General features: G+C 64.9%; 22 protein-coding genes. 16 read left to right on the top strand and 6 right to left on the bottom strand.

Going from position 1 to position 18,858, the window contains the following annotated elements:
- Window positions 1-399: 399 nt before the first annotated feature.
- Both AC6H34_RS06750 and leuB read right to left on the bottom strand, forming a co-directional pair.
- Window positions 400-1,149, bottom strand: coding sequence for a rhomboid family intramembrane serine protease (locus tag AC6H34_RS06750; protein WP_448150738.1), 750 nt, complete (start codon window positions 1,147-1,149; stop codon window positions 400-402).
- Window positions 1,150-1,323: 174 nt separating this feature from the next.
- The gene (gene leuB / locus AC6H34_RS06755) at window positions 1,324-2,433 is read right to left on the bottom strand and encodes a 3-isopropylmalate dehydrogenase (protein WP_448150737.1); all 1,110 of its coding nucleotides are present in this window, start codon (window positions 2,431-2,433) and stop codon (window positions 1,324-1,326) included.
- Between the two features lie 206 nt (window positions 2,434-2,639).
- On the opposite strand from leuB, the gene AC6H34_RS06760 reads away from it, so the two are divergent.
- The 7 genes from AC6H34_RS06760 (at window position 2,640) to AC6H34_RS06790 (ending at window position 10,311) form a co-directional block, all read left to right on the top strand.
- Window positions 2,640-4,811, top strand: a complete 2,172-nt coding sequence (locus AC6H34_RS06760) for a primosomal protein N' (RefSeq protein ID WP_497538295.1) — start codon at window positions 2,640-2,642, stop codon at window positions 4,809-4,811.
- Between the two features lie 197 nt (window positions 4,812-5,008).
- Entirely contained in the window at window positions 5,009-5,608 is a 600-nt protein-coding gene (locus tag AC6H34_RS06765; protein WP_497538296.1) for an inorganic diphosphatase, read from the top strand.
- A gap of 114 nt (window positions 5,609-5,722) precedes the next feature.
- Window positions 5,723-7,282, top strand: coding sequence for an L-piperidine-6-carboxylate dehydrogenase (gene amaB / locus AC6H34_RS06770; protein WP_497538297.1), 1,560 nt, complete (start codon window positions 5,723-5,725; stop codon window positions 7,280-7,282).
- Entirely contained in the window at window positions 7,279-8,103 is an 825-nt protein-coding gene (locus AC6H34_RS06775; RefSeq protein WP_448150733.1) for a transglycosylase SLT domain-containing protein, read from the top strand. Before amaB ends, AC6H34_RS06775 begins: the two co-directional genes overlap by 4 nt.
- Before the next feature lie 130 nt (window positions 8,104-8,233).
- The gene (locus tag AC6H34_RS06780) at window positions 8,234-8,977 is read left to right on the top strand and encodes a glycosyltransferase family 2 protein (protein ID WP_448150732.1); all 744 of its coding nucleotides are present in this window, start codon (window positions 8,234-8,236) and stop codon (window positions 8,975-8,977) included.
- 231 nt (window positions 8,978-9,208) lie between these two features.
- Window positions 9,209-9,982 carry a glycosyltransferase family 25 protein gene (locus tag AC6H34_RS06785; RefSeq protein ID WP_497538298.1) on the top strand — a complete coding sequence of 258 codons (774 nt, stop codon included), beginning with the start codon at window positions 9,209-9,211 and terminating at the stop codon, window positions 9,980-9,982.
- Window positions 9,983-10,056: 74 nt separating this feature from the next.
- The gene (locus AC6H34_RS06790) at window positions 10,057-10,311 is read left to right on the top strand and encodes a hypothetical protein (RefSeq protein ID WP_448150730.1); all 255 of its coding nucleotides are present in this window, start codon (window positions 10,057-10,059) and stop codon (window positions 10,309-10,311) included.
- Window positions 10,312-10,371: 60 nt separating this feature from the next.
- Here the strand turns inward: AC6H34_RS06790 and AC6H34_RS06795 are convergent, their stop codons facing one another.
- Window positions 10,372-10,701, bottom strand: coding sequence for a hypothetical protein (locus tag AC6H34_RS06795; RefSeq protein WP_448150729.1), 330 nt, complete (start codon window positions 10,699-10,701; stop codon window positions 10,372-10,374).
- A 98-nt stretch (window positions 10,702-10,799) separates the two neighbouring features.
- Window positions 10,800-11,621 (bottom strand): LexA family transcriptional regulator, encoded by an 822-nt coding sequence (locus tag AC6H34_RS06800; RefSeq protein WP_497538299.1) that lies wholly within the window; start codon window positions 11,619-11,621, stop codon window positions 10,800-10,802.
- A gap of 296 nt (window positions 11,622-11,917) precedes the next feature.
- On the opposite strand from AC6H34_RS06800, the gene AC6H34_RS06805 reads away from it, so the two are divergent.
- The 9 genes from AC6H34_RS06805 (at window position 11,918) to ampC (ending at window position 16,724) form a co-directional block, all read left to right on the top strand.
- The gene (locus AC6H34_RS06805) at window positions 11,918-12,349 is read left to right on the top strand and encodes a helix-turn-helix domain-containing protein (protein WP_497538300.1); all 432 of its coding nucleotides are present in this window, start codon (window positions 11,918-11,920) and stop codon (window positions 12,347-12,349) included.
- A gap of 47 nt (window positions 12,350-12,396) precedes the next feature.
- The gene (locus tag AC6H34_RS06810) at window positions 12,397-12,906 is read left to right on the top strand and encodes a hypothetical protein (protein WP_448150726.1); all 510 of its coding nucleotides are present in this window, start codon (window positions 12,397-12,399) and stop codon (window positions 12,904-12,906) included.
- Window positions 12,907-12,984: 78 nt separating this feature from the next.
- Complete coding sequence (locus tag AC6H34_RS06815) at window positions 12,985-13,164, top strand: hypothetical protein (RefSeq protein ID WP_497538301.1); 180 nt, start codon at window positions 12,985-12,987, stop codon at window positions 13,162-13,164.
- Between the two features lie 170 nt (window positions 13,165-13,334).
- Window positions 13,335-13,811, top strand: coding sequence for a hypothetical protein (locus AC6H34_RS06820; protein WP_497538302.1), 477 nt, complete (start codon window positions 13,335-13,337; stop codon window positions 13,809-13,811).
- A gap of 232 nt (window positions 13,812-14,043) precedes the next feature.
- Window positions 14,044-14,424, top strand: coding sequence for a VOC family protein (locus AC6H34_RS06825; protein WP_497538303.1), 381 nt, complete (start codon window positions 14,044-14,046; stop codon window positions 14,422-14,424).
- 88 nt (window positions 14,425-14,512) lie between these two features.
- On the top strand, window positions 14,513-14,929 hold the full coding sequence (locus AC6H34_RS06830; RefSeq protein ID WP_497538304.1) for a GFA family protein: 417 nt from the start codon (window positions 14,513-14,515) through the stop codon (window positions 14,927-14,929).
- A gap of 135 nt (window positions 14,930-15,064) precedes the next feature.
- A complete protein-coding gene (locus AC6H34_RS06835) occupies window positions 15,065-15,226 on the top strand; it encodes a DUF1328 family protein (protein WP_448150721.1) in 162 nt (53 codons plus the stop codon).
- 18 nt (window positions 15,227-15,244) lie between these two features.
- Window positions 15,245-15,427 carry a hypothetical protein gene (locus tag AC6H34_RS06840; RefSeq protein WP_448150720.1) on the top strand — a complete coding sequence of 61 codons (183 nt, stop codon included), beginning with the start codon at window positions 15,245-15,247 and terminating at the stop codon, window positions 15,425-15,427.
- Between the two features lie 166 nt (window positions 15,428-15,593).
- The gene (gene ampC, locus AC6H34_RS06845; protein WP_497539852.1) at window positions 15,594-16,724 is read left to right on the top strand and encodes a class C beta-lactamase; all 1,131 of its coding nucleotides are present in this window, start codon (window positions 15,594-15,596) and stop codon (window positions 16,722-16,724) included.
- Between the two features lie 94 nt (window positions 16,725-16,818).
- On the opposite strand, the gene AC6H34_RS06850 is transcribed toward ampC, so the two are convergent.
- Window positions 16,819-17,049, bottom strand: coding sequence for a hypothetical protein (locus AC6H34_RS06850; protein ID WP_497538305.1), 231 nt, complete (start codon window positions 17,047-17,049; stop codon window positions 16,819-16,821).
- A 145-nt stretch (window positions 17,050-17,194) separates the two neighbouring features.
- Entirely contained in the window at window positions 17,195-18,718 is a 1,524-nt protein-coding gene (locus AC6H34_RS06855) for a tetratricopeptide repeat-containing sulfotransferase family protein (protein WP_497538306.1), read from the bottom strand.
- Window positions 18,719-18,858 lie beyond the last annotated feature (140 nt).

An 18,858-nucleotide genomic window follows, 5' to 3' on the forward strand; every position in this document is an offset into this window, starting at 1 on the left:
CGCGACACGCTATCGATGAACCGACAACTCGCGTCGCGCCAAGGCCGCTGCCATGGCAATTCGATGACGGATTTCAGCTAATGGGCGCGGGCATTTGTGTCAATGCGACACGGCCGGACATTGCACCTAATGTCGGAGCACCGGGGCGGGACCTGAAGGTTCCGCGGCGCAACTACACCGGCACCGCGCAAGCCGCACCAAGGCCGCGCCTATGGCCTGGCGACACGGTTTCACCGAACACCCACGGCCGGCCTATGAGTCGCTCGATGGCAATGCGGAAGACGCCGGCCAGGGAGAACCGAGATCGGCTCGCGAAATAGGTGGCCGCACCGCTGCGCTCCACGCGCCAGGATGCAGCGGCTTAAAAATTGACCCGTGCCGCCTTGCAGCCACCGCCCTTCAGTCAAAGGTATCGCGCCAGTCGTTCTGGGCCTGCGGGGGCGATCTGTCGAACAGGGGCGCGTCCGAGCTCTTCAGCGGCAGCACCAGCACGGCGCCGGCGAGCAGGCCGCCGATATGGGCGAACCAGGCGACGTCGTCGGTCGAAGTGACGAAATAGGCATAGATCGCGAAGTAGGCCTGGTAGGCTATCCAGGCGCCGATGGCCCAATAGGCCGGCAGCTTCAGGGGGATGCGGAAGAGCACCAGTACCCAGATCTTCACATTGGGATGCAGCAGTACATAGGCCGCCACGACGCCGGATATCGCCCCTGAAGCTCCAATCAGCGGGCTGGTGGAATCCGGGGCCGTGAGCGCATAGGCGAAGGTGGAGAGAACGGCGCAGGCGAGATAGAAGAACAGATATTTGAAATGGCCGAGATCATCCTCGACATTGTCGCCGAAAACCCAGAGAAACAGCATGTTGCCGGTGAGGTGCATCCACGAGCCATGGACGAAGGCTGAGGTAATCGGCGTCAGCCATTCAGGCACCTTGAGGTATTCGATCGGCAGGTTCATCTTCTGGAAAAGAACCACCGGAATCGTGCCGTAGGAATAGGTGAAGCCCGCCGTATCCGCCACGAAGGTACCGGGCACGTAGCCCGACTGGAAGAAGAAGAACACGGAAACGTTCGCCGCGATGAGGCCCCAGTTCACCCAGGCCTGGGAGATGCGGCGGTGGGGATTGTCGTCATACAGCGGAATGATCATCGCGCGCCCCGATCGAGATGCCGATGCAAGTCGCGTGCCGGCTCGCGTGTAATGTAATGGCAGATCGCGCGAGAATAAAGGCAGAGGTTGCAGGAACGGCGCGCAAGAAAGAGGCGCGGGATGCCCTCCCCGGGAAGCAGGAGGGAGCCCGCGCCTTCTTCCGAGGAGTCTTCCTTACTTGGCGGTTTCCATCGCCTTGATCACGGCACCGCCCATGTCGCTGGTCGAGACCGCATTCTGGCCGGCACTGGCGATGTCCTTGGTGCGCAGTCCCTCGCTCAACACCTGCGAGATGGCGGCATCGAGACGGTCTGCCGCCTCGGCCAAGCCGAAGGAATAGCGAAGCGCCATGCCGAAGGAGGCGAGCGTGGCGATGGGATTGGCGAGCCCCTTGCCGGCAATGTCGGGAGCCGAGCCGTGCACGGGCTCGTACATCGCCTTGCGCTTGCCGGTCTTGGGATCGGTGGCGCCGAGCGAAGCCGAGGGCAGCATGCCGAGCGAGCCCGTCAGCATGGCCGCGACGTCCGAGAGCATGTCGCCGAACAGGTTGTCGCAGACGATGACGTCGAACTGCTTGGGGGTGCGCACGAGCTGCATGCCGCAATTGTCGGCAAGGATATGCTCGAGCTTCACATCGGCATAATCGGCCTTGTGGACCTGGGTGACGACCTGCTTCCAGAGCACACCCGATTTCATGACATTGTGCTTCTCGGAAGAATGCACCAGGCCGCGGCGGACCTTGGCGAGGTCGAAGGCGACACGGGCGATGCGCTCGATCTCATGGGTGGTGTAGACCTGGGTATCGACGGCGCGCTTTTCGCCGTTTTCCAGCGTGACGATCTCCTTGGGCTCGCCGAAATAGACGCCGCCCGTGAGTTCGCGCACGATCATGATGTCGAGACCCTCGACGAGTTCGCGCTTCAGCGACGAGGCATCGGCGAGTGCCGGATAGCAGACTGCCGGGCGGAGATTGGCGAAGAGGCCGAGATCCTTGCGCAGACGGAGCAGGCCTGCCTCGGGGCGCGCCTCATAGGGCACGTCGGCCCATTTCGGCCCGCCGACTGCGCCGAACATCACCGCATCGGCTTCCTGGGCGCGCTTCATCGCCTCTTCGGAGATCGCCTTGCCGTGGGCGTCGTAGGCGGAGCCGCCCACCAAGTCTTCCTCGGTCTCGAAGGAAGTGAGGCCCGACTTGTTGAGGAAGGCGATCAGGCGCTTGACCTCCGCCATCACCTCGACACCGATGCCGTCACCAGGAAGGAGGAGGAGCTTTTGCGTCGCCATGTGAATGCCTTGAGGTTGGGGGATTTTGCGGGTGATTAGACGAGCACGCGGGCCGGTGCAAGCTGCGTAAAATATACGGGTATATTTAGTGATACCACGCAGCCGTCGCCCCTCCCGGGAACTTGCGCCCGTTCCCGAAATGTTTAGACCCTCGTCTCCGCTCTCGTCCGGCCCGGGCGGGGGATTCGCGTCACTTCCGAGAGTTCATGGCCAATCCAGGCGATGTCGTGGAGATCCTGCTGCCGGTAGCGCTGGAGCGCACCTACAGCTATCGCGTGCCCTTCGGCATCGTGCTGATGCCGGGTGATGTCGTGCGCGTAACGCTGGGGCCGCGCGAGGTTGTCGGCGTGGTCTGGGACGGCGACGGCGTGCTGCCCGCGTCATCCAACCGGCTGAAATACGTCGAGGAGCGCCTCGCGGTACCACCCGTCTCCGATCACATGCGCCGCTTCATCGAATGGGTTGCGAACTGGACGCTTACCCCGCGGGGCATGATCATGCGCATGGCCCTGCGCGCGCCCGAATTGCCGCCGGAGAGGCAGCGACTCGGCTACCGCTTCCGCCAAGAGCCCGAGCGCCTCACTCCGGCACGCCGGCGCGTGCTCGCCCATCTCGCAGATGGCTTCGTGCATGAAAAGCGCGCCCTGATCGAGGCGACAGGCGTCTCCCCCGGCGTGATCGACGGCCTCGTCGATGCCGGCGCGGTCGAGCCGGTCGCCTTGCCGCCGGAGCCCCCCGCCCTGGCACCCGACCTCGGCTTTGCCACCGCCCGTCTCAGCGAGGCGCAGGCGATCGCGGCAACCGCCCTGGGCCAGGCGGTGGCGGCGAGGCGCTTCGCGGCGATGCTGCTCGAAGGTGTCACCGGATCAGGCAAGACGGAGGTCTATTTCGAGGCTGTGGCAGAGGCCGTGCGCGAGGGCGGACAGGCCTTGATCATGCTGCCCGAGATCGCTCTCACCAATCAGTTCCTCGACCGTTTCGCCCAGCGTTTCGGCGTACGGCCGGCGGAATGGCATTCGGGCATCGCGGCCAACAAGCGCGCGCGCCTCTGGCACGGCATCGCCAAGGGTGAGGTGGCGGTGGTGGCGGGCGCGCGCTCCGCCCTCTTCCTGCCCTTCGCGGACCTCAGGCTCATCATCGTCGATGAAGAGCACGACAGCGCCTACAAGCAGGAGGACGGCCCGCGCTACAACGCGCGCGACATGGCGGTGGTGCGTGCCCGCCTCGTCGATGCACCGGTCGTGCTCGCCTCCGCCACCCCGTCTATCGAGAGCCGCGTCAATGCCGATCGGGGCCGCTACGGCCACATCACCCTGCCGGAGCGCTTCGGCGGACGCACGCTGCCCAAGATATCGGCGATCGACATGCGCACGGGAGGCCCCGAGCGCGGCAGGTTCATTGCGCCCGGCCTCGCCACCGCAGTGAAGGAAACGCTGGAGGCCGGCGAGCAGGCACTGCTCTTCCTCAACCGGCGCGGCTATGCCCCCCTCACGCTCTGCCGCAAATGCGGCCACCGCTTCCAATGCCCGAACTGCACGGCCTGGCTGGTGGAGCATCGCTTCCGCAAGAGCCTCGTCTGCCACCATTGCGGCCACACGGCGCCCGTGCCGCGCGCCTGCCCGAGTTGCGAGGGCGAGGACACGCTCACGCCCTGCGGACCGGGTGTCGAGCGCATTGCCGAGGAGGTCGCCGGCCTCTTCCCCGAAGCGCACACGGTAATCCTCTCCTCGGACATCCATGGCAGCACGGAGCGGCTGAAGCAGGAACTCGAAAGCGTGGCGAGAGGCGAGGCGAACCTCGTGATCGGCACCCAGCTCGTCGCCAAGGGGCACAATTTCCCGCACCTGACGCTGGTAGGCGTGGTCGACGCCGATCTGGGCCTCGGCACCGGCGACCCACGCGCGGCGGAGCGCACCTTCCAGCTTCTCGGCCAGGTCACCGGCCGTGCAGGGCGTGGCGAAAGGCCAGGCCGGGCCCTGCTGCAGAGCTACGATCCCGGCCACCCCGTGATGCAGGCGCTCATCTCCGGCGACAAGGAGAGCTTCTATGCACGCGAAATCGCGATCCGTGCCAAGGCGGGCCTGCCGCCCTATAGCCGCATGGCGGCGCTGACCATCTCGGACGAGGATAAGAGCAAGGCGGAAGGTTTCGCGCGGTCGCTGGTCAAGGCAGCTCCCTTCGATGCCGCCCTTCGCGTGCTCGGCCCGGCGGAAGCGCCCATCGCCGTGATCCGCGGCCGCCATAGAATGCGCATCATCCTGCAGGCGCCCCGGGAATTCGCGTTGCAGGACTACATCCGCGCCTGGCTGGCGGGGGGCCCGAAGGCGACGGGACAGCTGGCGATAGAAGTAGACATCGATCCGATGAGCTTTGCCTAGCCAAGCACGTCCCTCCGAACGCTCGCCCTGCCCAACGCATTGAAACCAGCGGTCGTTTTAGGGGTCCTGAAGATTCAATCCGACCGAGGGCGCGCGAGCTTGATGGAGGGGCGCCGGGTTGAACCGGAACGGAACACTGTCATATCTCTGTCGCCGGCCCTCACTACCCCTACGCCTCCCCACAATCGGAGGTTGCAATGCCGTCCCTGAAGTCTCTCCTCGCCGCCACTCTGTTCGTCTTGCCGCTGGCGCCTGCGCTTGCCGACTCCGGCAACGTTCTCGCCTTCAAGCAGCCCGACAAGGCGCCGGATGAACTCAACATCGTCGTCGAGATCCCGGCCGGCAGCATGGTCAAATACGAGACCGACACCGATACGGGCCACATCATCGTTGACCGCTTCATCGCCATGCCGATGGCCTATCCCGCCAATTACGGCTCGATCACCCGCACCAAGGCCGCCGATGGCGATCCGCTCGACGTCCTCGTCTACACCCGTGCGCCGATTGCGCCCGGCGCCGTCATGCGCGTGCGCCCGATCGGCGTCCTGAAGATGATCGACGGCGGCGATGTCGACGACAAGATCGTGGCCGTGCCGGTCGCCAAGCTCGACCCGACCTATGATAACGTCAAGGCCATCACAGACCTGCCGAAGATCGAGCAGGAGCGCCTCTCCGCCTTCTTCCGCGTCTACAAGCAGATCCCTGCGGGAAGCAAGGTCGTCGAGGTCACCGGCTTCGACAGCGCCGACGCCGCCAGGGAACGTGTGAAGGCCGCCCTGGATGCTTATGGAAAGTGAGCGGGCACAGGCATGCTCCTCCCCTCTCCCGGCGCGGGAGGGGGTCTTCTTTTCCGCAACGTAAGGTTCCTTGAGCGCCGGGGGTTCCCCCCGATCCGCAAAAACGGTATGAGCATGCGCAAATCGCAGTCATCGCAGCGAGCCGCCATGTCCAATCCAGTCGCCGAAACCCGTGAGATCCTCGAGGCGCTCGGTGTTCCCGCCAGCCGCTTCACCGGAGGCGGCCGCATCGTCCGCACCCCCCTGACGGGCGAGGTGATCGGGCAGGTTCACGACGACACGCCGGAGTCCACCACCGCCGCCATCGGCAAGGCGCAGGCCGCCTTCGAGGCCTGGCGCGCCGTACCGGGACCGCAGCGCGGCGAGTTGGTGCGCCTGCTCGGCGAGGAGCTGCGCGCCGCCAAGACCGAACTGGGCCGTCTGGTCAGCCTGGAAGTCGGAAAGATCGTCTCCGAGGGTCTCGGCGAAGTGCAGGAGATGATCGACATCTGCGACTTCGCCACCGGCCTGTCGCGCCAGCTCTATGGCCTCACCATCGCCACCGAGCGCGGCGACCATCGCATGATGGAACAGTGGCATCCGGCCGGCGTGGTCGGCGTGATCTCCGCCTTCAACTTTCCCGTCGCGGTGTGGAGCTGGAACGCCGCGCTCGCTTTCGTCTGCGGCGACAGCGTCGTCTGGAAGCCCTCCGAGAAGACGCCTCTTACGGCCCTCGCGGTGGAGGCGATCTTCCACAAGGCCGCGAGGCGCTTCGGCGGCGTGCCGGATGGGTTGCTGACGCTGGTTCTGGGTGCCCGCGAGGTCGGCGCCGTGCTGGTCGACGATTCGCGCGTGCCCGTGGTCTCCGCCACCGGCTCCACAGCCATGGGTCGCATCGTCGGCGAGCGCGTGGCACGGCGCTTCGGCCGATCGATCCTGGAACTCGGCGGCAACAACGCCTCCATCGTCACGCCCTCGGCCGACCTCGATCTGGCGCTACGGGCCATCGCCTTCGCCGCCATGGGCACCGCGGGCCAGCGCTGCACCTCGCTGCGCCGCCTGATCGTGCATGATAGCGTCTATGACACGCTCGTCGGCAAGCTGAAGAAGGTCTATGCCGGCATCAAGGTCGGCAATCCCGTAGCGACCGACGCGCTGGTCGGCCCGCTGATCGACGGCGCGGCGTTCGAAGGCATGCAGAAGGCGCTGGAAGAAGCGAAGAAGGCGGGCGGCACCGTGCATGGCGGTGCCCGCGTCTCCGAAGCCGGTCCCGCCGAGGCGTACTATGCCAGGCCGGCCCTCGTAGAGATGCCCGAGCAGATCGGCCCGGTGGTGCATGAGACCTTCGCACCCATCCTCTATGTCCTGAAGTACAGCGATTTCGACGATGCGCTGGCACTGCAGAACGGCGTGCCGCAGGGCCTTTCCTCCTCGATCTTCGCCACCGACATGCGCGAGGTCGAGCGCTTCGTATCGGGCCAGGGCTCGGATTGCGGCATCGCCAATGTGAACATGGGGCCCTCCGGCGCCGAAATCGGCGGGGCCTTCGGTGGCGAGAAGGAAACCGGCGGCGGACGGGAAAGCGGCTCTGACGCCTGGAAGGCCTACATGCGCCGCCAGACAAGCGCCATCAATTACGGCCGTACGCTGCCATTGGCGCAGGGCGTGAAATTCGATGTGGAGGAAGGCGCTTGAGGCCGCCGCTGCAACGCTTGCTGGCAGGCTGCATCGCGCTCGGCCTTCTCGCCGTGCCCGGCCTCTCAAGGGCGGATGACGCCGCCGCGCCGGCCACGAAGACGGCCCCCAAGCCGAAGTCCAAGTCCACTGCGAAGGCGAAGTCTGCCGCCGGCAAGGTAGTGCCCAGGACCAAGGGAGCCGCCGACCTGCTGCTGCCGCAACCGGAGCCGATGGACGCCGGACTGGCGGTGACGAAGGGTGGAGCGCCGAAGTCCTCGGCCGCATCGCGCGGGAGCGCAGCCGGAAAAGTGGACACGCCGCAGTTCGCTGCCGTCCCGCTGCCTCCGTCCCGCCCGCCCGAGCTGGCTGGTCGGTCCTCCGCCACCGAGGAGGAATTGCAGACCGCCAGCATTCCCGTTTCGGGGCCTCTCGGCGTACGTGTTTCCGCCGAGACGCTCACCGCACCGGCACCCGGTACCACTCCGGTCGATGAACTGATCAGCAAGCATGCCGCGCGTTACGGCCTGCCCGAAAGCCTGCTGCGGCGGGTGGTGAAGCGCGAGAGCGGCGGCAATCCGCGCCTGCGCCACGGGCCCTATATCGGCCTGATGCAGATGCGCCTCGATACCGCCCGCGGCATGGGCTACAGCGGCAGCGCCGAGGGCCTGCTCGATGCCGACACCAGCCTGACCTACGGCGCTGCCTATCTCGCCAATGCATGGCGGGTATCGGGCGGCAACCAGGATCGCGCGGTGAGCCTTTATTCCAGCGGCTACTACTATGAGGCAAAGCGCAAGGGCATGCTTCCCAAGCTGATCAAGGGCAAGCCCGGCAGGTAGGAGAAATCCTCTCTTCCGGACCGGGAGCGGCGGCGGCGCCTCTTCCCTTACGTTATTGCATCTCCTTGTTTTCACGGCGGGATTTCCGTTGTACCCCCTTGCCTCCGTGCACCCGCACCGGAGACTCGCCGTGGCTGATTCGCCCACCCTCAGCATCGTCATCCCCACAAAGGACCGCCCCGACCTGCTTGTGCGGGCGCTGCGCTCCATCGCCGCGCAGTCCTTCCGGGACCATGAGGTGCTCGTCGTCGATGACGGCGACGGTCGCGGCGCGGCAGCGGCGGAGACCTTCGATCCCGCTATCCGAACGCTGGCGACGGGTGGAGCGGGTCAGGTGCCCGCTCGCAATCTCGGTGTGAGCCTCGCACAGGGCCAGCGCATCGCATTCCTCGACGACGACGATTGGTGGGAAGGTTCCGACCATCTCGCGGCCATGCTCGCCGGGGGCCATCCGCACGCCCTGCTCTACGCATCCGGGCGTATCGTTGCCGAAGGTGAGCGGCCCGATGCCGGCAATCAGATGCCCTTCGTCGCCCATGCGGACCCACAGGCTATCCGCCGCGACAACCGCCTTCTCATTCCCGGTGTGATCTACCCCCGCGCGCTCCATGGCAATCTCGGTCCCTTCGACGAGACCCTGCCATTCTACTGGGACTGGGACTGGTATCTGCGCCTATTCGCCGCCGGCGTCGATTTCGTCGGTCCGTTGAGCGAGGCCGTGCGCGTTTCCGTACGGGGTGACAGCGTCTCGGCAGATGCGAATGGGGAGGCGAGGCGCAAGAATCTGGAACGCCTGGCCGCCAAGCACGAACTGGGCGAACTCAAGCTGCGTAACCACGAGTCGATCGCCAGGGACGGCAACACGACGAGTTGAGAGGATTGAGGTGCCGCTCGATCGCGCGTAATAGTCATCAAAAATGCAGTGGAGGAAATGGTTGGGCGTCCCCGGCCTATAATTCTGATTTCATTCAATAAAAAACGATCTTTCGATGCATGGGCGCACTGCCTCCGACGTCTCGTTCAACCCTGGGTCGGTTGACGGTGCCGTTGCCCCGGTTGACTCGACGTCGAGGGCGGGCTGCCTCCAGGATGATTCATCGCGCTCATGTCGCTTGCTCTTTTCTATATCAATCTTGCCCGCCGCACGGATCGGCGCCGCTTCATGGAGGGGCAGTTCGCCGCCATGGGGCTGGAGGCCGAACGGGTCGAAGCATTCACACCGGCCGGCGTGCCCGTGGCGTCGCTCGCACGCTGGACCGATCCCGTGCGCCCGCGCCATGTCAGTCCGCCCGAGCTCGCCTGCACCTTCAGCCATCGCAAGGCCTGGCGCCTGGTCGTGGAGCGCGAACTGCCAGTCGCCTGCATCCTGGAGGACGATGCCTGCCTCTCCCCCGCATTCGCCAAGCTTATTGCGGCCGAGCCCGATCTCAGCGGCTTCGAGGTCGTCAAGATCGAGCAACGAAACCTGCCCGCCGCTCTAGGCCGAAAGGTGGGACTGCTGATGCCCGGCATCGGGCTTCACCGGCCCTACAGCTTTGCCCAAGGTGGCTGCGGTTATCTCGTCTCGCAGGCCGGCGCCCGCAAGCTCCTCGCACGATCGGTGCCACTGGATCAACCGCTGGATCATCTCCTCTTCAACCCCGACGAGGCCGTGTTCCATCGCATGGCCGTGGCGCTCGCCATGCCCGGCCTCATGATGCCGGCCGACCGGCTGCGCCAGGACGGCACGGTCCCCGATAGCGACATCGTGGATGCCTGGCAGGAGCGCACGCAAGCTCGTACTGTCATCCCTGCGCCGGATGCCAGGCACCGCGCCGCCTTGCAGCGCCGCGGCGAGGCGGACGGTGCCAAGATCACGGTCATACCGCTGGCGGAATGACAGCAGGGCTTGTGACCTTTCGCCAGGAATGACACAAAGCGATATTCGACATCTCACATCGAGGGGAGACGGCCTTGTCGACGGAAATCCCGGATCAGCTCTTCCTCGATGGCGTGCTTGTGGGCCAGAACGAGCTCGTTACGCCTGGAATCATCGCGGTGGTGCTCGACGACGACAGCGTCCACGACGTGCCCGCCGCGGATCTGCGTCGCCGCTGCGAGGAACTCGGCCGCTCTCGCATCCGGGCCTTCCTGATGGCGCCCGCCGATTTCGAGAAGGTCCGCCCGGTGGCCCAACGCCACGCCGAGGAAGCGAACAAGGACGAATGACCCTGCACAGTCCGGCCCGGCTCGCGGGGTTGGAGGAGACTTCTACAGAGGGCAGGCGCGTCAGGCGGCTTCCCGGAGGTTGCGTGCCCTGTCATAGGCGCTGGGGTCGCCCTGGCGGCTCGCAAGCTCCTGCTCTATGACGCCCGAAAGGCTGAGATTCACGCCGATGGCGTTGGCGATCTCGAAGAACCACGGGTCGGCCCGCCCAATAGCTGCAAAGCCGCTTCTCCGTGCCTGCGGCAGCCAGCCGTTGAGACGGATCGCGACCACCTCCCAGTCCCCTGGAGAGGAACGCATCTCGATATCCGCCGCCCCATCCACGGTGGCCGCCGTCATGCCATTGATGTGGATGATCGGGAGATCATCGAACTGGACGGTGAGATCGGCCATGGGAATGTCCTATGAAGAAACCGAGGACACTTTATTAAGGGATTTTTCCCTCGTCAAGAGAAAATAAGGGATTTTTCCCTTATTTCGCGTACCCCATTTCAAAAGAACTTCCACCCACCAACCACCCGGCCGACAATGTTCAGGTCGTCCTCGGTCTGCGCAACCTGGACATGACCGCCATTGTCGCTGATCACGCGGATGGTGTGGTCTCCCAGGATCTTCGATGTTTCCAGGCGCTTGAACTGCAGGGCGCCCCAGCGATCCCTGATCGCGTAGATGCCGTCGGGCGAGGGCACCCTGTGCGTCAGGTCGATGATCAGCGGCATACCCGGCTCAATGGTGGGACGCATGGAATCACCGATCGATTCAGCCACCATGAGATCGCCGGGCCGCGCGCCCATGGCGCGCAGGAACCAGGGCGGAAAAATCCAGGCATCCGGCTTGATGGCATCGACCGACTGCACTGAATCACCGTTGCGGCGATAGACGAAAGTGGCCGCATTGGCGTGCCCCCCGGCGCCCATCGCGAAACGGGTGTCGGCCTCCACCACACCGTTCGATGGAATCGAAGGCGGCTGCTCAGGGTCGGCGGGATCGGGCGCTTCGGGTTCGAAGGCGGCCACCGGATCCGGCGCATCGGGATCGTAGGAGGAAGCGGCGAAGGGACGCTCCTCCTCCCGCAGGCCGTCCGTCACGCCCGTCGCCGCCGACAAATCGAAGCCCCCCGTATCAGCCAGGCGGCTCGCAGGGATGCCCAGTACCTTGGCCAGCTTCTGGGCCGTACGCAGCGTCGGCGAGCCGCCCTTGCGCTCGAGATCGCGGATGGCATCGGCGCCCAGCCCGGCCTCCAGACTAGCCTTGCGGCGGCTCTTGCCGAGTTCGGCGAGCCGCTTGTCGATCAATGTGATGATGTCGCTCATGCGCGGGATATTGCCCGCATTTCCCGCATAAGGGAAGAGGGATTTTTCCCTTTGACATAGCGGGATTTTTCCCCTACATCGCTCACAGGACCCGTCTCCACTCTCCATCCTTGTCAGCCACACAGAGCAATCGATATGAACTGGACCTCGGTAACCCGGGTAATTCTCGTCCTCCTCGCCTTACCCCTATGCGTCATCGGCGTGACAGCACTCGCCGGCGGAATGTTGATGGCGGGACGGCTGAGCCGCCGCGAGGAAGAGGCGTTCTCCTGCTACCCCACGGAGGAGCCGTTCCAATGACCGGCCCCTCTATTCTGGTCTGCGACGAAGTGCGCCTGGTTTCCGCAGAGGAGGTTCGTGCGCGCAAACGCCGCCTGTGGGATAGGCCGACGGGATATGACGCCGTATCGCTCTATCGCCTCGCTTATTCGTCCAGCGTGGCAGCGCTTCCCATGGCGCGCCCAAGGTCCAGGCCCGATCCCGTCATGGCGGAAATCGCGGCCATCGCCGCTGCACATGGCGTCACCGTCGCTGCCATCCGCGGCCGAGGCCGCCAGCCTGCGGTGCGAAGGGCACGGCGCGAGGCCTGCTATGTGCTGGCGTCGAGACATCCCGAATTGTCGTTTCCCGCCATAGGCGCCCTGCTCGACAGGGATCACACCACCATCCGCTATGCGATGCATCGTCATGCCCAACTGGCAGGCCTGCCTCCGGTGGTGCGCTCATGAGCCACTGCTTCCCTCCCCCTTCCGTTCTGTCAATCGGAGCACTCGTCATGTCCCGTCCTGGCCGCAAGCGCGCCCTTGTCCTCCGCGAAAAGAACGGACGCCCCAGCCGCGCACTCAAGACAGCCGAGCCCCCGGAGGCCGTCGTGCTCGCCCAACCGCATCGGCGCGGCAGTCTCGACCGGCGCTGCGCCAGCGTACTCGGTCGCTTCTGCCTTCGCCTGAGGCTGCGCCAGGAACTTACCGACGCCGGTGAGGAGTACGCGGCCACCGTGAAGCGCTGGCGCGCGGCCAAGGGCATCCCCACGCCCTTTCACAACGAGGCCGCGGGCTCCGGCCGCGGTGCCGCCGACACCACTGTCACGGCGTGGCAGCGGCAGATGCTCGCCATGGAGCGTGCCATGATGACAGCGGGCCTCAAGGCGCTACTGGCAGTCAAGCAACTCACGCTCGACAGCAATGAACTTGCAATGGACCAGGACGCGGCGGGCGTCGAGGGGTTGGTGGCGCTCGCGGTCCATCTCGGCCTGATGCCGGCTGGCGCGCATCCCTGGGCGTGACGCGCGCCTGGAACGATTTCGGCGCAAGGCCGTTCTCAGACCGGGGCTCGAGACGTGTTTCACCGGAGAACAGAACGCATGAAATCGATAGTGCTGGCAACTGCCTTTCTCGTAGCCTCCTTCTCTGCCGCCCTCGCGATGGACGACGCGCCGCCGATGCATGACATGCATCACCACCACCATGGCTGCGTGACGGTGAAGAAGGTCATCCATGCGCATGGCCATACCATCACCAAAGTCGAGAAGAGCTGTCACTGAACAGAGTGCGGGGCCGGCAGCGCCGGCCCCTGCATCGGGCCTTCTTCGACTTCATAGGCTTTCACTAACACCCGATATCGACGCGACCCGGCTGGATGCTCACCAGAGCAATCGGCAATTGGCGATCGGTACCCGGTCATCCCGCCTGCGAATCCTGCTAACATCGCAGGATGAACACGCCCGCCCGCCTTCATCCCGTCTCCCGGCTTCTTCTCGAACAGGCCGCTGCCATCCTCGCCGATCGGGAAGGCGACGCCGAGGTGCGGTTGCGCAGCGTCGCGCCAGACGAGCCTACGGTGCAGCGCCTGATCGGCTTCGTCCCCGAGGCCTTCGCGCTCGTTCTCCTGCGCGAGTTGCCGGAAGGGCCGACGATGACGCTGCCGGATAGCTTTTCCGCGCGCCTCTCCACCGGAGAATGGCGGCTCGTGCCCATGACGGCGGAGCCCATCTTCTCCGCGGCCGGGGCACTCGCACTCGACATGTACAAGAACGGTTCGCGCCAGCCCTTCGAGACGGTGGCCGGCCGTAGTTCCATCATCGCGGCGATCCGTGATGTGCTGAACAAGGGAGGCCAGCTCGAAGGCCTTCAGATGGGTGCTCCCGCCCTCCTCGCGGTGCCGGCCGAAAGCTATGGGGGAGCGGCTTAAAAGCACCCCGATCTCGGTTCGATACGCGTAACCATCGCCGCGCTATCCGAGAGCCGGCGCCGCAGCCCGACGGGGCTGCGTTCGCAGGCGCCGTCTTTCGGCCAGGCTGGCGGTTCGGGCCTCCGCCTTTCGCCCGGCGTCGCAAGCCTCTCGTACAACCCGGCGCGCCATGCCGCGGAACCATGCCTCTCTCTAGGCGTTCCTGCTGTCAAAAACCACACGGAGAGGCCCCATGCGAGAGTGGAAGCCGGCAAACTACAACTCTGTCAGTCCCTATCTTATCTGCCGCGATGCGGAGGCGGTGATCGCCTTCCTGACGACAACTTTCCGAGCCGACGTGCTGCGCCGGATGGACCGCCCGGACGGCTCGCTTATGCACGCCGAATTGCGCATCGACGACAGCATCGTCATGCTCGGCAGCGGCGCGTCGGCGGCGCAGCCGGAAGAGGTCCATGTCCATATCTATGTCCGCGATGTCGAGGCCGTCTATGCCCGAGCCCTGAAGGCCGGAGGCACATCGGTGCAGGAACCCGTCCGCAAGCGAGCCGACGATGACCGTAGGGCCGGCGTGCGCGACGGCAGCGGCAACGTGTGGTGGATCGCGACGCAGTAGGGGCAGCGGTCGCCATGGATACGCTCCTGACAGGAATTGACGCACCGTCCGCCTATGCCGGCCGGACATTCCCAGTCAGGAGGTTTGCTTGAAGACGATCGAACTGCAATGCCGCTGCAGCGCCGTGGGCCTACGCGTCTCGGGCGCGCCGCTCTTACAGCTTTACTGTCACTGTGATGACTGCCAGGCCGCTCATGGCGCGGCATATGTTCCGGCGGCCATCTACCCCGCGCAATCAGTCGCGATCGCCAGGGGCGCGCCCGTTGCAACGGTTGTGCGGACGATTGAGCGAATGCGCTGTCCGGCCTGCGGCACCCATCTGTTTTCCGAACTCGCCGCCGCAGGCGTTCGAAGCGTCAATGGCTTCCTCCTGCCCACGGGGGAATTCCAGCCGCAGTTCCATGTGCAGTGCCAGCATGCGGTGCTTCCCGTGGTGGACGACCTGCCCCACTACAAGGGTTTCCCGGCATCGTTCGGCGGTCGAGAGGAGTTCGTGGCCTGGTAGTTGCGAAGGGGGAAGTCCCGCCCAACGCCAGGACGCGTCGCTTCCCGACACCTTGGTTACCTCGATCCCACGCCGGAACAAACAGCCCCACGCCGGGTTTGCTGTTGGCTGGACAGACAGGCAAGGAACCAGGGCATGATCAAGTGGATCCTCATTCTTTTCATCATCGCCGCCGTGGCGAGTTTGCTCGGCATGCCCAGGCTGGCCGGCACTGCGGCAGCCGGCGCCCGCATCCTCATCGGCGTGGTGCTGGTCATATTCCTGCTGGTGATGCTCGGCCTCCTGTCGGTGGCCTGAGGCTTGGAGGAGGAAGGGATGAACAAGGGCTTCATCTACGAGTCGCAAGAGGCCGACTTCAAGATCGTAGCAGTGATCTTCGACGACGACGGCCTCGTCGTCCATGGCAAGGCGGTGGAGACGCGTGAGGAAGGCGAAGCGTTCCTCCGCAAGGCGCTCGCCGAGTTGCGCGACGTGGAGAGCTTCGCAGCCCCGCGCTGAACCCATACCGCATGAGGGTGCCCAGCCGGAAAACGCATGGCACTCAAGCACGCACATTTTTTGCCGGCTTTCGGCCGGATTCCTGTCCTAGCCAGACGGCTCCGCCATGGAGTCGAATATGACCACATTGATCTCGCGTCGACAGGCGCTTGCCGATTCCCTGCTCATGCTTTCCGCGCTCGCGGGTCGCCCGGCCCGGGCAGAGGCTGGAAAGGCTTCGCTCAAGGCTACCGTCGATGCGACGATCGGTTCCCTGATGAGGGAACATGGCGTGCCCGGAATGGCTGTCGCGATCACGCATGGCGGCGAGCGCACCTTCTTCAACTATGGCGTTGCCTCCCGCGAGAACGGACAGAAGGTTGGCGAAGACACGCTCTTCGAGCTCGGCTCGGTCAGCAAGACCTTCACCGGCATCCTCGCAGCGCACGCACAGGTGCGCGCCGCTCTCGCCTTCTCCGACAAGGCGAGCCACCACTGGCCCGCCCTTGCCGGCACCAGCTTCGACGATATCAGCCTGCTCCAACTCGGTACCTATACGGCCGGCGGGCTGCCGCTGCAGTTCCCGTCCGAAGTGACGGACGAGGCCTCCATGACGGCCTATTTCCAACGCTGGCGCACCGCTTTCACACCTGGCAGCCACCGGCTCTATTCCAATCCGAGCATTGGCCTGTTCGGCTTCCTTGCCGCCCGTAGCCTCAATCAACCCTTCGACGCGGTCATGGAAGGAACGATCCTCCCCGGACTCGGCCTCGCGCGCACCTACATCAAGGTGCCTCCGCAGGAAATGGATCGCTATGCCTACGGCTATGGCCGCGCGGGCCATCCCATGCGCGTGGGGCCGGGCATGCTGGATTCCCAGGCCTACGGCGTGAAGAGCTCGGCGTCGGACATGATCCGCTACATCGAGACGATCATGGACGGCAGCAGGTTGGACGATACGATGCGCCAAGCCGTTATCGCCACGGTCAGCGGCTATGACAAGGTCGGTGGCATGGTGCAGGGCCTCGGCTGGGAAATGTACCCCTACCCCGTCGGCCTCGACAGCCTGCTGGCGGGCAATTCCGACAAGATGAGCCGAAGGCCGAATCCGGTCACCCCGCTCGTTCCCCCGCTGGCACCGGGCCAGACGATGCTCCTCAACAAGACAGGTTCCACCGCCGGCTTTGGCGCCTATGCTGCGTTCGTACCCCGCAGGCGGGTCGGCATCGTGATGCTGGCCAACCGCAACTACCCCAACGCGGCCCGTGTAAGCGTGGCCTACCGGATACTCGCCGCCCTCGAAAAGCAAGAGCGCTGAAGAAGGCGGCCCTCAGGTTCCTACCCCTTCCAGGCAACGAAGACGGACTCGCCGCAGCACGCACTCTTCAGCTGCCGCGACGCGTCTCGATTGATCAGGTCGGGGGCGCAGCAGTGGTCGTCGTCGAGACGCCGGGATGTCCCAGGTAATGCACGCCGCTCCCGACGCGCTCGGGGGGCGGTGCCGCCTCGTCGGCAGACGTCCGGAAGAGTACGGCCGACGTGACGTCGCGCCGGATCTCCACCGCCCTCCCGCGACTGGTCAGCGCGTCATAGGAGACCTTGTCCGATATAGCCGCGCGAACCTTCCTGAGAGCAGCTGGCATTTCTTTTCCCCAAAATAAAAAATCGCGAATCAGCTTCGCATTCGCGCCGAATACTTGCCCAGCGCACGAATAAAGACAAGCAGCTCGACAGTGGCCGGCGGCCCCGGATGCACTCTCGCGATCGCACGGATACGCCCGGCTTCCCCTACCCCTTCAGTGCATCGATCAATGGTGCGAGATTCTTTTCATGGGCCTTCCAGCGGTTTACGGAGGTGGAATAAAGGGGTTGTCGCACCTGCCACTTCGACACGGTGGCGACGCCGCGCTCGCTCTGCGTGAAGTCGAGAACCGCCGGATTCCAAGGCAGTTCCAGGAAATCGAGAATGCGCCGGGCCGAGGCTTCGAGATCCTGCACCGTATCCTCGTAGTGGACGTCGAGGACGGAACCTGGAAAAAGCGCCTGCCACTCCCGCATCAGCCCTTCATACCGGCGGTAGTACCAGCCGAGATCCGCCAGGTCGTTGGCGTAGCTGTGCCCTTGGTCGAAAGGACTGGTGTAGATCGAAAAACAGCAGTCGAGCGCCTGACGCCGGCAATGAATGATCTGCGCTGCCGGAAAGAGCAGCTTGATCAAGCCAACATGGAGGAAATTATGCAGGAACTTGTCGAGGCTGCGCCCCTTCTCGAAGCCTGCCGTGGCGATCAGCGAACGATACCCCTCCGCAATGGCGTCGAGCGCACCGGGGGGCAGGTTGCGGATGGCATCGCGATAGGCCGCCGCGTCCAATGTCTCGTAACCGAGGCGCCTCGCGATGGTGGGAATGTATTCGCGCTCTCCCGCTCCGAAAAGCCCCGGATGACAAGAGAGGATCTGCTCCGTCAGCGAGGAGCCGCAACGCGGCATTCCCACGATGAAGACGGGCGCGGGCTTGGGATCGGACCGGGCGACGAGTTCGGTAGCTAGCATCCCACAGGCTCTCGAACGTCCGATACTGTCGAGAAATCGCTGGCGATCGAACCGAATCCGATACAGCGCCTTGGCGCCTTTCAGGTGATGAAAGGCCGCGTCGCTTTCCTTCAGATCGAGATAGGTCTTGGCTGCGGCGTAGTGCAGCGGCACTGCCGCTTCCGGGGCCGCAGACGTCTCGATTTCCGGAAGGATGCGATCGAGCAGGTGATTTTCTCGGGTCTGCCTGCCGAGGCTTGCCAGGCTTCGCAAGGCTCTGGGCCGTAAGGCTGGATCCAGCGCGCATTGCTCGTTGAGGGCACGAGCACGATCGAAATCGCCAAGGTCCGCCACGGCCGAGGCCAGCATCAAGCGCACCGTAGTGGGAGCGCCCTCGAGAGTCAGGGCTCGTTCCAGCATTGGCACTGCCGCTTTGTGGTTGCCCATCTTCAGATAGATCTGGCCGAGATTGAGGAGGATGCGCCAGGAACGCGGGGCACGCTCGCGCGCCTTGCGAAGAGGCTCCAAGCCGAATTCATACGTACCGTTTAGCAGATGCGCATAGCCGAGATTGTTGAGATCGTCCGCGCTCGCCTTCTTCGCCCCTGCCGGGACCTCCAGGAAGCCGATGGCCTCGGCATGGCGCCCCATCCGCAGAAGAAGCTCGCCCAGACTGGCGCAGAGGCGTGGATCGCGCGGTGCGTTGAGGAGAAGCTGGCGATAGGTTCTTTCCGCTTCATCCAGGCGGCCCGCGCGATGCATCGCGTTGGCCCGTGCGAGCATGAGCGGGTCCGCAACCGAGGCCGGCCCAAAGGCTTTGCCGTGCATTCTCATCCGCGACAGGTCTTCAAGGGCCGCCATGACAACCGGGCGCTGCCAGCCGAACCACGAGTAGGAAATCTCTCAGAAGCAAGAAGCCCGGT

This window comes from Labrys sp. ALF-8 (assembly GCF_059699065.1).